This is a genomic window from Pseudomonas sp. URMO17WK12:I12 (assembly GCF_000514395.1).
Taxonomy (GTDB): Bacteria; Pseudomonadota; Gammaproteobacteria; order Pseudomonadales; family Pseudomonadaceae; genus Aquipseudomonas; species Aquipseudomonas mucoides.
In genome coordinates, this window is record NZ_AZVV01000011.1 from 189,138 (window position 1) to 203,322 (window position 14,185).

A 14,185-nucleotide genomic window follows, 5' to 3' on the forward strand; every position below is an offset into this window, starting at 1 on the left:
GAAAATCTTCAGCACACAGTAGTCAGGAACGGGGACAAACAGAAGAGGCTCAGTCGCCCGCCGGTTACAGGAAAAAACACTGGCTGGCGCTGGCCAGGCAAAAAAACGCCCGCAAGGCCTGAAAAGCCATGCGGGCGCCTTTTATGTCATCGCCAAATTACAGGGACGAGATCAGCTCGGCTTTGACCAGCTTCGCCTGCTCATCGGCATGGTACGAGGAACGTACCAGCGGGCCGGAAGCGACGTTCTTGAAGCCCATCTTGTAACCTTCCTCGGCGAACCAGGCAAAGGTGTCCGGGTGCACAAAACGCTGCACCGGCAAGTGGCTGCGGGACGGTTGCAGGTACTGGCCCAGAGTCAGCATGTCGATGTCGTGTTCGCGCATGCGCTTCATGACTTCGATGACTTCTTCGTCGGTTTCGCCCAGGCCCAGCATCAGGCCGGACTTGGTTGGAATGTGCGGCATCATCTGCTTGAAGCGTTGCAGCAGGGTCAGCGACCACTGGTAATCCGACCCCGGACGCGCAGCCTTGTACAGGCGCGGCACGGTTTCCAGGTTGTGGTTGAACACATCTGGCGGCTCGGCCGCGGTGATTTCCAGCGCCACGTCCATACGGCCACGGTAATCCGGGACCAGGGTTTCGAGCTGCACGTTAGGCGACAGCTTGCGGATCTCACGGATGCAGTCGGCAAAGTGCTGGGCACCACCGTCACGCAGGTCGTCGCGATCAACCGAGGTGATCACCACGTACTTGAGTTTCAGGTCGGCGATGGCGATGGCCAGGCTTTGCGGCTCATTGACGTCCAGTGGTTTCGGACGGCCGTGGCCGACGTCGCAGAACGGGCAGCGACGGGTGCAGATGTCGCCCATGATCATGAACGTCGCGGTGCCGCCGGAGAAGCACTCGCCCAGGTTCGGGCAGGACGCTTCTTCGCACACGCTGTGCAGCTTGTGTTTGCGCAGCAGGGCCTTGATGCGGTCGACTTCCGGGGAAACCGGGATGCGCACGCGAATCCAGTCGGGTTTCTTCGGCAGTTCGGTGGTCGGAATGATCTTCACCGGGATACGTGCAACCTTCTCGGCGCCGCGCAGCTTGACGCCGGCTTCAACCTTGGCACGCGGGGCCGGACGCTCGGTGACATCGAGCGTCGGGATCATGGTTTGCACTGCATCAGTAGTCATATCAGTCGATTCCGCCCGTTAGGGTCGTCTGCTCAGCATAGTCGAGGTGTTTGACGAGCTGCGCGCGCAGCCGGGCACTTACCTCGGCAAATTCAATCGGTCCTGCGTGATCGCTCAGCTGGGTCATCGCCAGCCCGGCGTAGCCGCAGGGATTAATTCGTCGAAACGGTTCCAGGTTCATGTCCACGTTCAGGGCAAGGCCATGAAAGGAACAACCGTGGCGGATCCGCAGCCCCAGGGACGCGATTTTCGCCCCGTCGACATAGACACCCGGTGCGTCCGGCTTGGCGGCGGCAGTGACGCCGTAACTCGCCAGCAGTTCGATCAGGCACAGTTCCATGCGGGTGACCAGGTCACGCACACCAAACCCGAGTTTGCGTACGTCCAGCAGCAGATAAGCCACCAGTTGGCCGGGCCCGTGATAAGTCACCTGCCCGCCCCGGTCGACCTGTACCACCGGAATATCTCCCGGCAGCAACAAGTGCTCGGCCTTGCCAGCCTGCCCCTGGGTAAACACTGGCGGGTGCTCGACCAGCCAGATTTCGTCGGCAGCCTCGGTGCCGCGTTCGTTGGTGAAGCGTTGCATGGCATGCCAGACCGGCTCGTAAGCCATCTGGCCGAGCTCACGAAAGCCCAGCGTGCCAGACATCACAACACCATGTGCACGAAGCCGGTAGCCCGCAGTTCGCTGTTGATGTTGTACAGCTGGTCCTGATCGGTGGCGACGATGTGCAACTGAATCGTGGTGTATTTGCCATTGGTGCTTTGACGCTCGTCGATGCGGTCATCATTGATGGTCGCATGCTTCTTGACGATGTCGATAATCTTGTCTTTGTTGCCCACGCCAGTATCGCTGATCACCTTAACCGGGTAATCAACGTTGGGAAATTCGATCTTTGGCGCCTTTACTTCGGTATCGGTCATGGCGTAACGGCCTCGTAAGCGTAAGCCGTGGCGACGGGCATGACCCCGCGCCGGATCAGCGCGAAGTCATGCAGGTGCACACTGTATTCAGTTGAAGATGCTGTAGAAGAATAGACGGATGCTATCCCACATGCGGCGGAAGATACCACCTTCCTCGACAGCGTCCAGAGCGATCAGGTCGGCGCTGTGCACCACTTTGTCGTCCAGTTTCACTTCGACTTTACCGATCACGTCGCCCTTGGCGATTGGCGCAACCAGTTGCGGGTTCATGGTCATGCTGGCGGCGAGCTTTTTCAGCTGGCCTTTTGGCAGGGTCATGGTCAGGTCTTCAGCCAGGCCGGCTTTGACTTGATTGGTCGCGCCTTTCCAGACAGGAGCCTGAGCCAGCTCGGCGCCTTTCTGATAGAAGGTCTGGGTTTCGAAGAAGCGGAAACCGTAAGTCAGCAGTTTCTGGGTTTCGGCGGCGCGAGCCACTTCGCTGTTGGTGCCGAACACCACGGCGATCAGGCGCATGCCATCACGTACGGCCGAAGACACCATGCAGTAGCCGGCTTCGTCGGTGTGACCGGTCTTCAGACCGTCGACCGTCTTGTCGCGCCACAGCAGCAGGTTGCGGTTAGGCTGCTTGATGCCGTTCCAGAAGAACTCTTTCTGCGAGTAGATCGCGTAGTGAGCAGGGTCTTCGTGGATGATCGCGCGAGCCAGCACGGCCATGTCGTGAGCCGACGAGTAGTGCTCAGGGTTTGGCAGACCGGTCGGGTTCATGAAGTGGGTGTTGGTCATGCCCAGGTCAGCCACGGTTTTGTTCATCACGTCGGCGAAAGCGTCTTCGCTGCCGGCGATGTGCTCGGAGAGCGCAACACTGGCGTCGTTACCCGACTGGATGATGATGCCGTGCAGCAGGTCGCTGACGGTGACCTGCGAGCCCACCTTGATGAACATCCGCGAACCGCCGGTTCGCCAGGCGTTTTCGCTGACGGTCACCGGGTCGTTTTCGCCGATCTGGCCACGACGGATTTCCAGGGTCGCGATGTACGCGGTCATCAGCTTGGTCAGGCTGGCCGGCGGCAGACGCTGATCACCATTGTTCTCGACCAGCACGTTGCCGCTGCTGGCATCCATGAGCACATAGGCCTTGGCGGCCAGTTGTGGGGGTGATGGCATCACCTCGACCGCGAACGCGGCGGGCGAGAGGAGCAGCGGGACTAACAGGAACAGGCGTTTGGCAAAGGTGGTGATGTTCATCCGTCTCTCGAAATCGCTAATGGAAACTGCCCAGGGGCAAAACTATTCAGACAACCTTCAGGCTTTGTCCAAAACTGCCTGCGCGACGATCATGCGGCGTTAAAAACAGCCTCGGAATGCTCATGTAGGTCCCCTACACTCCGCTTCCTCACCTGTTTTTGCCTTGCCTGATCGCCGCTCGGCGAGTTTTCGGACAAACCCTACGGGTCATCGCGTGTTCAGTTGTTCACTCAGAACCCTTGCCGGGCTTTTGTTCTTTAACGAGCCAACAACCAGGTCCGCCCCCCAAACTGCAAGCGAACCTTCAATCAAGTACTACGTATTACTCGGCGGTAACCAGACTCGGCGAACCGAGATTGGCCATGCGCACGCTGTTCTGCACTTGCTGGATTTCACCCGGAGAACCGATCGGCCCCAGACGCACCCGATGCAGTGTCTGTTGGTTGCGCACGATCGAGCTGATGAACACCGGAGCGCTCACCATCCCGCTGAGCTTCGATCTCAGGAGTTCTGCAGCGTCCGGGTTGGCGAACGCGCCCACCTGCAGATACTGGCCAGAGGCTGGTACAGAAGCGTTTTTTTTTGCATCAAGCTGAACAGGCACGACGGCCGCGGCGTGTTGCTGCGGTGGCGGCGTCCATTGCTCGACGGTGCCGGCCGAGGCCGTAATCACCGGCGCGCTATTTTGCGCAACTTGCGGCTCGTTGAGCATCAAAGGCGCCGGACGGCCTTTTTGTGCCCACCACTGTTGCGGGTCGATCCCCTCGACCTTGACCCGCGCCGTGCCGATTTCGGCATAACCGAGCTTTTTGGCGGCGGCATAGGACAAGTCGATGATGCGGTCCGAATAGAACGGCCCACGGTCGTTGACCCGCAGGATCACGCTCTTGTTGTTGTCCAGGTTGGTCACCCGAACGTAACTTGGCAGTGGCAATGTCTTGTGTGCGGCACTCATGCCGTACAGGTCATACACCTCGCCATTGGCGGTGTTCTGGCCGTGAAACTTGGTGCCATACCAGGACGCCGTGCCCGAGGCGACGTAGGTCTTGGATTCTTGCAACGGGAAATAGGTCTTGCCCAGCACCGTGTACGGGTTGGCCTTGTAAGGACCGGTGTGCAGGGTCGGCGTGGCATCCGGGATGCGCGATACGTCGACATCCCACCATGGCGCGCCATCTTTGTGGGCGCGGTTGATGTCCAGCCCCGGCGTAGCACGCACGGCGGTGGACGAGGACTTCTGAGCCGGCGCGCGACTGGTCGAGCAACTGGCAAGCAGCACCGCCAATGCGGCGAAAGCCATGAGCTTCAGGGGTTTATTCATAGGCAATGCCCGCATTACTTGACGCCCCGTGCTTGGACCAGCTGTTCAGACAGTTGATGTACGGCCATGGCGTACATCACGCTGCGGTTATAACGCGTGATCGCGTAGAAATTCTTCAGGCCCATCCAGTACTCGGGGCCATTGTCACCTTCCAGGCGGAAAGCCGTGACCGGCATATCATCGCGCAGCGCATCATGACTTGACCACCCCAGCGCCCGCAACTCCCCTACGGTTTTAACCGGCTCGATACCCGTGGTCAAACCTTCGTCGACCTGTTCACCCCGAACATCGGCGCGGCTGACCACCGGCTCGCCGGCCTCCCACCCGTGACGCTTGAAGTAACTGGCAACGCTGCCAATGGCATCGTCCGGGTTGTTCCAGATATTGATGTGGCCGTCGCCGTCGAAGTCCACGGCATACGCGCGAAAACTGCTCGGCATGAACTGCGGCAAGCCCATGGCGCCGGCGTATGAGCCCTTGAGGGTCAACGGATCGACCTGCTCTTCCCGGGCCAGCAGCAAGAACTCACGCAGTTCCTTGCGGAAAAACTCGGCACGGGGAGGATAGTCGAAACCCAGGGTCGACAACGCGTCGATCACCCGGTAATTACCGGTATTACGCCCGAAAAAGGTTTCAACGCCGATGATCGAGACAATCACCTGCGCCGGTACGCCGTATTCCTGCTCGGCACGCGCCAGCACTGCTTCGTGCTGACGCCAGAAGTCCACACCACGGGCGATGCGCGCGTCAGTGATAAACATCGGCCGGTATTCGTTCCACTGCTTGACCCGTTCGGCGGGCTTCGAGATCGCGTCCAGAATCGACTGCTTGCGCTCGGCTTCGCGGAACACGCCCATGAGCTGTTCACCGGCGAAACCGTAGTCGCGGGTCATTTCACCGACGAATTCGGCCACCTGGGGTGAGCCTTCGTAATCGCCGGCCAACGCGTCCTGCGTTGTGCCAAGGATGCTTACCAGGCCGACCCATGGCGCGTATCGAGTCACCCAGCCACGCATTACTTGCATTGAACTCTTCACCTTATTCAAACCTGAGCGATCCACTTACGATGGGTATGGATCGACATCAAAACCCCAAACGCTGACAGCAGCGTCACCAGCGAAGTTCCTCCGTAGCTAATGAACGGCAACGGCACCCCCACAACCGGCAACAGGCCACTGACCATACCGATGTTGACGAAAACGTAAACAAAAAACGTCATGGTCAGGCTGCCCGCGAGCAATTTGCCGAACAATGTCTGCGCCTGGGCGGTAATCACCAAACCCCGTCCGATCAGCAGCAGGTAGATCAGCAGCAACGCGCAAATACCCACCAGGCCGAACTCTTCGCCCAACACCGCAATAATGAAGTCGGTGTGGCTTTCCGGCAGGAAGTCCAGGTGCGACTGGGTGCCCAGCAGCCAGCCCTTGCCGAACACACCACCGGAACCGATGGCGGCTTTCGACTGAATGATGTTCCAGCCAGTGCCCAGCGGATCACTCTCCGGATCGAGGAACGTCAGGATTCGCTGCTTCTGGTAGTCGTGCATGATGAAAAACCACATCGCCACGGCCACAGGCACGGCCGCCGCCAGCACGCTGATGATCCAGCGCCACTTCAAGCCCCCCATAAACAGCACAAACGCACCGCCTGCCAGGATCAGCAGCGATGTCCCCAGGTCCGGTTGCCGCACGATCAGGATGAACGGCAAGCCGATCAGGAACAGACTGACCGCTACGTGCTTGAGTTGCGGCGGCAAAGTGCGCTTGGACAGGTACCAGGCGATGGTCGCCGGCATCAGGATCTTCATGAACTCCGAGGGCTGGAAGCGGATCACACCGGGGATGTTGATCCAGCGCGTGGCGCCCATGGCGTTGTGGCCCATGACGTCCACCACCACCAGCAACAACACGCCAAGTACATAACCGACCGGCACCCAACGCGCCATGAATCGCGGCTCGAACTGTGCGATGACGATCATCGACACCAGGCCGATGCCGAATGACGTGGCTTGCTTGGCCAGCAGGTCCCAGCTCTTTCCGCTGGCCGAATACAGCACGAACAGGCTGCCGGCGGCGAGGGTCAGCAGCAGAATCAACAACGGGCCATCGATATGCAGGCGCTGCAACAGCGTGGCACGACGACGCATCACATCCTCACTGGAGAGCATGCGATCAAAATTATTCATCACGGGCTGTAGCCTCTGCGCTGATAGGGCTGGCGTACTCGGCTTTAAGTCGGCCGTCCTGGTCCAGGAGCCAGGCGTCCATGACTTGACGCACCACTGGCGCGGCGACCCCGGAACCGGACTCACCGTTCTCGACCATCACCGACACCACGATTTGCGGGTTGTCGGCCGGCGCGAAGCCGACAAACAAGGCGTGGTCGCGGTGGCGTTCCTGAACCTTGGAGCGATCGTACTTCTCGCCCTGCTTGATCGCGACCACCTGGGCCGTACCACTTTTGCCGGCGATCCGGTATTGCGCGCCAATCGATGCCTTGCGCGCGGTACCACGAGCGCCGTGCATTACCTGCTGCATCCCGTGGTTGACCTTGGTCCAGTCCGACGGATCGCGCAGGACGATGTCCGGCATCGGGTTTTCATCTTTCGGCTTCTCGCCTTCGACGGTCTTGGCCAGGTGCGGACGGTTCCACACACCTTTGTTAGCCACCAGCGCCGTGGCCTGGGCCAGTTGCAGCGGCGTGGACTGCATGTAGCCCTGGCCGATTCCGAGAATCAGGGTTTCACCCGGGAACCAGGCCTGGCGACGGGTCGCACGCTTCCATTCGCGGGACGGCATCAGGCCCGGTGATTCTTCGAACATGTCCAGCGAGACCTTCTGGCCAATGCCGAATTTGCCCAGATACGCCGACAAGCGATCGATTCCCAGCTTGTGGGCCAGATCATAGAAGTAGGTGTCGTTGGACCGCATGATCGCCGTGTCCAGATCCACGTAGCCGTCGCCGGTACGGTTCCAGTTACGGTATTTGTGATCGTAGTTGGGCAGTTGGTAATAACCGGGATCGAACACGCGGGTCGATGCGGTGACCACCCCCGAATCCAGACCGGCAATCGCCACCGCCGGCTTGATGGTCGAGCCCGGCGGGTACAGTCCGCGCAGCACGCGGTTGAACAAAGGCCGGTCGATCGAGTCGCGCAGTTCGGAATAGGCCTTGAAGCTGATGCCGGTCACGAACAGGTTCGGGTCGAAACTCGGCTGACTGACCATCGCCAGCACTTCGCCGGTTTTCGGGTCCAGCGCAACGACTGCACCACGGCGACCGCCGAGTGCGGCTTCGGCGGCTTCCTGCAATTTGATGTCCAGGCTCAGGACGATGTCCTTGCCGGGAATCGGATCGGTACGCTTGAGCACACGCAAAACGCGGCCCCGTGCGTTGGTTTCGACTTCCTCGTAACCCACCTGACCGTGCAGCTCAGGCTCGTAAAAGCGCTCGATGCCGGTCTTGCCGATGTGGTGGGTGCCGCTGTAATTGACCGGATCGAGGGATTTCAGCTCTTTCTCGTTGATCCGCCCCATGTACCCGACCGAGTGCGCAAAATGCGCGCCCTGCGGGTAGTGACGCACCAACTGCGCCACCACTTCCACGCCAGGCAGACGGAACTGATTCACCGCGATCCGGGCGATTTGCTCTTCGGTCAGTTCGAACAGGATCGGCACCGGCTCGAACGGCCGGCGCCCCTGACGCATGCGTTTCTCGAAGATCACCCGGTCCTCGGGCGTCAGCTCCAGCACTTCGACGATCACGTCGAGCACTTGCTGCCAGTCGCCGGAGCGCTCGCGGGTCATGCTCAGGCTGAAGCTGGGCCGGTTATCGGCCACCACCACGCCATTGCGGTCAAAGATCAGTCCGCGCGTCGGCGGAATCGGCTGCACATGGACACGGTTGTTTTCCGACAGGGTCGAGTGGTACTCGTACTGGATGACCTGAAGGAAATACAGCCGCGCAATCAGCACACAAATAAGCGTCACGACCGCAATGGCACCGAACACGACACGGCCACGCACCAGACGGGCGTCTTTTTCGTGGTCCTTGATACGGATCGGCTGAGACATGAGGGCAGAACTACTTGTGGTAAGGGTGACCGGACAAGACTGTCCAGGCACGATACAGCTGTTCGCCGATCAGAATACGCACCAGCGGGTGCGGCAACGTCAACGGCGACAATGACCAGCGCTGATCGGCTCGGGCACAGACTTCCGGCGCCAGCCCTTCGGGACCGCCGACCATGAAATTCACCGTGCGCGAGTCCAGGCGCCAGCGATCGAGTTCGACCGCCAGCTGCTCGGTGCTCCAGGGCTTGCCGTGGACTTCGAGGGTGACAACACGCTCATTCGGCCCGACCTTGGCCAGCATGGCTTCGCCTTCCTGACGGATGAAGCGCGCCACGTCGGCGTTCTTGCCACGGGTATTGAGCGGAATTTCCACCAGTTCCAGCGCCAGCTCGGACGGAAGACGCTTGGCATATTCATGCCAGCCTTCTTCCACCCACTTGGGCATCCGTGAACCGACGGCGATCAGTCGCAGTCGCACAGCGGGCCCTTATTGCTGGTCTTTGTTGAGCTTGATGAAATGCTCGTGGGTGTTTTCCGGGCTGTGGTGCGCGGCGCTGCCGGCACGGCTCTGCTCGGCACCCTGCCACAACCGCTCCAGGTCATAGAACTGACGAGCGCTGGCCGTCATCATGTGTACGATGACATCGTCCATATCCAGCAACACCCAGTCGCTGTCACCCTTGCCTTCTTCACCCAATGGCTTGACGCCCTGGGCTTTGACGGCTTCGCGAACCTTGTCCAGCATCGCGCCGATCTGGCGGTTGGAAGTACCGGTAGCGATGATCATGAAGTCAGTGATGCTCTGCTTTTCACGAACGTCGATCACCAGAATGTCCTGGGCCTTGACGTCTTCCAGGGCGGCTTCGGCAACCTTGACCAGTTCTTCACCGCGCAGCTCCGGCCCGGTTGGCGCCTCTACTGGCAGTGGAGCGCTTTTGAATGTGCCTTTGCGCTTTACTTTAGCTACGTCTTTGTCAGTCATATAAAACTCGTTTTGCTCGTATGTTCGGGGGCTTCGATACACGTGATCACGTGCTTGAAGCGCGCCTCTTTTCAGTTCGACGCACGGTAAAGTCCGTGCGCATCGATGTAGGCCAGGACCGCGTCGGGCACCAGGAAACGTACCGACTTACCGCTGGCCAGCAGTTGACGGATCTGGGTGGCGGATACCGCGAGCGGTGTCTGCCAGACGAATGCAATCTGTCCGCTCGGCCCTTTGAGGGCCAGCGGGTCGCTCACCGAGCGCGCTGCCAGCAGGTTGCGCAAGGCATCCGGCGGTTCGCTGTCGGCATCCGGGCGTTGCAGCACCAGGATGTGGCAATGCTGGAGCAACTCTTCCCAGCGGTGCCAAGTGGGCAGGCCGCAAAATGCGTCCCAGCCCAAAAGTAGAAAAACCTGGGTCTGGGCGGCCAGTTCGGCGCGCATCAGTTCCAGGGTATCGATAGTGTAGGACGGTTTGTCCCGCTGCAATTCGCGGGCATCCACCACTAACGGTGCCACACCGGCCACCGCGCACTCGACCATCGCCAGACGGTCTTTTGCCGACACCTGCGGCGTACCGCGATGCGGCGGCCTGGCACTGGGTGTCAGACGCAATTCATCGAACGCCAACGACTCGGCGACTTCCAGCGCACCGCGCAGATGGCCGATGTGCACCGGGTCGAACGTGCCGCCCAGCATGCCAATGCGCCGAGGTTGAGGCTCGTTTGCGGTGGCTGGGGCTGTCGGGTCGAGGTCGCCCAAGTCAGACCGACGCCTGGCCGCGCAACTGGCCATCACCGACCACGATGTACTTCTCGCAGGTCAGACCTTCGAGGCCCACCGGGCCGCGGGCGTGCAGCTTATCAGTAGAAATGCCAATCTCGGCACCCAATCCGTATTCAAAGCCATCGGCGAAGCACGTCGGGGTGTTGATCATTACCGACGATGAATCGACTTGCGCGACGAAACGCCGCGTATCGGCGAGGTTTTCGCTGACAATCGAGTCGGTGTGATGGGAGCCGTACTTATTAATATGCTCGATGGCCTGGTCCAGCCCGTCGACCACGCGGATCGACAGAATCGGCGCCAGGTATTCGGTGGTCCAGTCTTCTTCAGTAACCGTGACCGCATCGATGATCGCCCGCGTGCGTTCGCAGCCGCGCAGTTCAACGCCTTTTTCGCGGAACTGGGCAGCCATCGACGGCAGGAAATCCTTGGCAACGGTTTGGTCCACCAGCAGCGTTTCCATCGCGCCACAGATGCCATAACGGTATGTCTTGGCGTTGAACGCGATGCGCTGGGCTTTCGCCAGGTCGGCATGCTCACTCACGTAAACGTGGCAGATCCCGTCCAGGTGCTTGATCACCGGCACGCGGGCGTCACGACTGACGCGTTCGATCAGGCCACGGCCACCACGGGGCACGATGACGTCGACGTATTCCGGCATGCTGATCAGCGCGCCAACGGCGGCACGGTCGGTGGTTTCAACCACTTGCACCACGGCGGCCGGCAGTTCGGCTTCGGCCAGTCCGCGCTGGATGCAGGCGGCGATGGCACGGTTGGAATGAATGGCTTCGGAACCGCCACGCAGGATCGTCGCGTTACCGGACTTCAGGCACAGGCTGGCGGCGTCGATGGTCACGTTCGGCCGGGATTCGTAGATGATCCCGATCACGCCCAACGGCACACGCATCTTGCCAACCTGAATACCCGACGGGCGAAAGCTCATGTCACGAATCGCGCCGACCGGGTCCGGCAATGCGGCCACCTGGCGCAAGCCGACGATCATGCCGTCGATGCGTTCCGGGGTCAGCGCCAGACGCTCCAGCAAGGCAGGTTCAAGACCATTAGCGCGACCCGCGGCCAAATCCAGTTCGTTGGCAGCCGTCAGCTCAGCGCGTGCAGCGTCCAGCGCATTGGCAGCGGCCTGCAAGGCGCGGTTTTTCTGCGCGGTGCTGGCGCAGCCGATGACGCGAGAAGCCTCGCGGGCAGCGCGACCCAGGCGGGTCATGTAGTCAAGAACGGACTCAGTCATGGTCTGTGGTGGTCTTTGCTAAGGTCTTGGTAAAGAGTAAAGCGGCAGATTATAGCTGTCGCGTCCCGGGACTAACAGCGGTGACGGGCGGATGGTCGAAATCGAGGGCAATTTGCCGACGTTCAGCCGGGATTAAGCTGCAAATTGTTATCATCACCGCTCAATCAGCCCTGATAAACGCCGTTCATCATGTCCAACCTGACTGTTCGAGCGTCCGCTTCGAGCCTGCCCACGGGGCTCCCGGATGCGTTTTTCGACCGCGACGCACAAACACTGGCCCGGGATTTACTCGGCAAAATCATCCGTCACCGGGTTGGTGACCTGTGGCTCAGCGCCCGGATTATCGAAACCGAAGCCTATTACTTCGAAGAAAAAGGCAGCCACGCCTCCCTCGGCTACACAGAAAAGCGTAAGGCTTTGTTTCTGGATGGCGGTCACATCTATATGTATTACGCCCGTGGCGGCGACTCCTTGAACTTCAGCGCTCAGGGCCCGGGCAACGCGGTACTGATCAAATCCGCCTATCCGTGGGTCGACGAATTGAGCGGGCCGGCAAGCCTGGCGCAGATGCTGTTGAACAACCCCGACACCCAAGGCCGCCCTCGCCCGACGCAAAAGCTGTGCGCCGGACAGACATTGCTGTGCAAGGCGCTGGGTTTGAAGGTGCCGGTCTGGGATGCCAAGCGATTTGACCATGAGGTGTTGCTGGTTGAGGACGTCGGTCCGGCGCCAGCCCACGTCATTCAAACCACGCGCCTGGGGATCCCCCATGGGCGCGATGAACACTTGATGTACCGCTTCGTCGATGCTGCTTATGCACCGTATTGCACACGGAACCCGCTGCGACGGGGGCAGGTCGAAGGTCGCGATTATTTTCTACTGTCTTGATTTGATGACCAGAAACCTGCAGGAGCGAGCCTGCTCGCGATAGCGGAGTATCAGGCGACATCTATGTCGACTGGCAGTCAGCTATCGCGAACAGGCTCACGCCTACAAGGGATCTGAAGTGTCTGGAAGATTGCGTTCGTCCCCCATGGGACCAATGAACATTTGATGGAGTTGTTTTTATGGGCCCATGGCTCGATAGCGTGACCGGTTGGTTGACGGTCAACCCGCAATGGCTGGCGGCGGCGGTGTTCATCGTGGCCTTTGTCGAATGCCTGGCGATTGCCGGTCTGATCGTGCCCGGTACGGTTATGTTGTTTGCCGTGGCGGTACTGGCTGGCAGCGGCGCGCTGTCGCTGAGTGAAACGTTGCTGTTAGGGTTCTTCGCTGGCGTACTGGGCGATGTCGTGTCCTACTTCATCGGTCGACATTTCCATCAAAACATTCGGCGCCTGCCGGGTTTGCGCCATCATCCGGAATGGATTGCCGGGGCCGAGGCGTATTTCCAGCGCTATGGTATTGCCAGCCTGTTGGTCGGGCGCTTCATCGGCCCCCTGCGTCCGATGCTGCCGATGGTCGCCGGCATGTTCGACATGCCCTTCCCGCGATTTTTCGCCGTCAGTCTGTTGGCTGCCGCTGGCTGGAGTGTGGCGTACCTGCTGCCCGGCTGGGCCACGGGCGCGGCGATTCGTTTGCCGTTGCCGGAAGGCTTCTGGCCGGAGGCGGGTGTTGTCGCTGGCGCCATTGCGGCCATGGTCGGCCTGAGCATCACCAGCAGCATGCGCCGCCATCGCAAGGCGACGATGTTGATTGCCGGGATGAGCTTTCTGATTCTGCTGGGACTGTTTATTGGCTATCCGCACCTGACCGCGCTCGATCAGGGCGTCATGACCCTGGTACAGGAACACCGCAGCCCGATGCTCGATGAAGTGGCCGTGCTCTTCACGCTGATCGGTGAGTTCCGCAACATGCTGGTGTTCAGTGGCTTGCTGGTCGCGCTTCTGCTGATCGCTCGGCAATGGCGACAGGCGATTTTCGCTGGCAGCACCCTGCTTGTCACCGCTCTAGGCAACACGTTCACCAAGCAATTTTTCGCCCGTATACGCCCGGAAGTGCTGAGCGATCCGCTGACCAGCTACAGCATGCCAAGCGGTCATGCCTCCGGCGCCTTCGCGTTATTCCTGACCCTCGCCGTACTGGCCGGTCGCGGCCAACCGCCGCGAATGCGCCTGACCTGGTTGCTGCTGGGATGTTTGCCCGCGCTGGCGATTGCCCTGTCGCGGGTGTACCTGGGCGCGCATTGGCCGACGGATGTACTGGCCGGCGCGATGCTGGCGGCGTGCGTGTGTGCAGCGAGCTTGTGGGTGAGCCAGCGTCAGGCGCCGCTAAACGCCATGCCGCCTAAAGTCTGGTGGCTGGTGCTGCCAGCGCTGATGGTTTTGTTTGCGTTCTTCGCGTTACGGCATTTACCGCATGCGATGTTGCGGTATGCGTACTGAAGTAGCAGCCTCGCAGGCTCGGCAGTTGCTACAGGTGCG

General features: G+C 60.4%; 14 protein-coding genes. 2 read left to right on the forward strand and 12 right to left on the reverse strand.

Features of this window, described 5'->3' with window-relative positions; all coding sequences use genetic code 11:
- Positions 1–157 precede the first annotated feature (157 nt).
- The 12 genes from lipA to D882_RS0116705 all read right to left on the reverse strand — a co-directional run bounded on the left by lipA (position 158) and on the right by D882_RS0116705 (position 11,762).
- Positions 158–1,183 carry a lipoyl synthase gene (lipA, locus tag D882_RS0116650; protein ID WP_027924292.1) on the reverse strand — a complete coding sequence of 342 codons (1,026 nt, stop codon included), beginning with the start codon at positions 1,181–1,183 and terminating at the stop codon, positions 158–160.
- A 1-nt stretch (position 1,184) separates the two neighbouring features.
- Positions 1,185–1,832, reverse strand: a complete 648-nt coding sequence (gene lipB / locus D882_RS0116655) for a lipoyl(octanoyl) transferase LipB (protein ID WP_027924293.1) — start codon at positions 1,830–1,832, stop codon at positions 1,185–1,187.
- Positions 1,832–2,107: a DUF493 domain-containing protein gene (locus tag D882_RS0116660; RefSeq protein WP_027924294.1), complete on the reverse strand. Its 276-nt coding sequence runs from the start codon at positions 2,105–2,107 to the stop codon at positions 1,832–1,834. The genes lipB and D882_RS0116660 overlap by 1 nt, the downstream gene beginning before the upstream one ends.
- Positions 2,108–2,194: 87 nt before the next feature.
- On the reverse strand, positions 2,195–3,352 hold the full coding sequence (locus tag D882_RS0116665; RefSeq protein ID WP_027924295.1) for a D-alanyl-D-alanine carboxypeptidase family protein: 1,158 nt from the start codon (positions 3,350–3,352) through the stop codon (positions 2,195–2,197).
- A 322-nt stretch (positions 3,353–3,674) separates the two neighbouring features.
- Positions 3,675–4,688 (reverse strand): septal ring lytic transglycosylase RlpA family protein, encoded by a 1,014-nt coding sequence (locus D882_RS0116670; RefSeq protein WP_027924296.1) that lies wholly within the window; start codon positions 4,686–4,688, stop codon positions 3,675–3,677.
- A complete protein-coding gene (gene mltB, locus D882_RS0116675) occupies positions 4,688–5,698 on the reverse strand; it encodes a lytic murein transglycosylase B (RefSeq protein ID WP_027924297.1) in 1,011 nt (336 codons plus the stop codon). Before mltB ends, D882_RS0116670 begins: the two co-directional genes overlap by 1 nt.
- Positions 5,699–5,715: 17 nt before the next feature.
- Positions 5,716–6,819 carry a rod shape-determining protein RodA gene (rodA, locus tag D882_RS0116680; protein ID WP_050590204.1) on the reverse strand — a complete coding sequence of 368 codons (1,104 nt, stop codon included), beginning with the start codon at positions 6,817–6,819 and terminating at the stop codon, positions 5,716–5,718.
- A 31-nt stretch (positions 6,820–6,850) separates the two neighbouring features.
- Complete coding sequence (gene mrdA, locus D882_RS0116685) at positions 6,851–8,746, reverse strand: penicillin-binding protein 2 (protein WP_027924299.1); 1,896 nt, start codon at positions 8,744–8,746, stop codon at positions 6,851–6,853.
- Positions 8,747–8,756: 10 nt separating this feature from the next.
- Positions 8,757–9,224, reverse strand: a complete 468-nt coding sequence (gene rlmH, locus D882_RS0116690; RefSeq protein WP_007937439.1) for a 23S rRNA (pseudouridine(1915)-N(3))-methyltransferase RlmH — start codon at positions 9,222–9,224, stop codon at positions 8,757–8,759.
- Between the two features lie 9 nt (positions 9,225–9,233).
- Positions 9,234–9,728, reverse strand: coding sequence for a ribosome silencing factor (gene rsfS, locus D882_RS0116695; protein ID WP_027924300.1), 495 nt, complete (start codon positions 9,726–9,728; stop codon positions 9,234–9,236).
- Between the two features lie 71 nt (positions 9,729–9,799).
- A complete protein-coding gene (gene nadD, locus D882_RS0116700) occupies positions 9,800–10,489 on the reverse strand; it encodes a nicotinate-nucleotide adenylyltransferase (RefSeq protein ID WP_027924301.1) in 690 nt (229 codons plus the stop codon).
- Position 10,490: 1 nt separating this feature from the next.
- Positions 10,491–11,762, reverse strand: coding sequence for a glutamate-5-semialdehyde dehydrogenase (locus D882_RS0116705; RefSeq protein ID WP_027924302.1), 1,272 nt, complete (start codon positions 11,760–11,762; stop codon positions 10,491–10,493).
- Positions 11,763–11,951: 189 nt separating this feature from the next.
- Here D882_RS0116705 and D882_RS0116710 point away from each other — a divergent pair, with 189 nt between their 5' ends.
- Complete coding sequence (locus tag D882_RS0116710; protein WP_027924303.1) at positions 11,952–12,650, forward strand: DNA-3-methyladenine glycosylase; 699 nt, start codon at positions 11,952–11,954, stop codon at positions 12,648–12,650.
- A gap of 179 nt (positions 12,651–12,829) precedes the next feature.
- Positions 12,830–14,146, forward strand: coding sequence for a bifunctional DedA family/phosphatase PAP2 family protein (locus D882_RS0116715; RefSeq protein ID WP_027924304.1), 1,317 nt, complete (start codon positions 12,830–12,832; stop codon positions 14,144–14,146).
- The last annotated feature ends 39 nt before the right edge of the window (positions 14,147–14,185 follow it).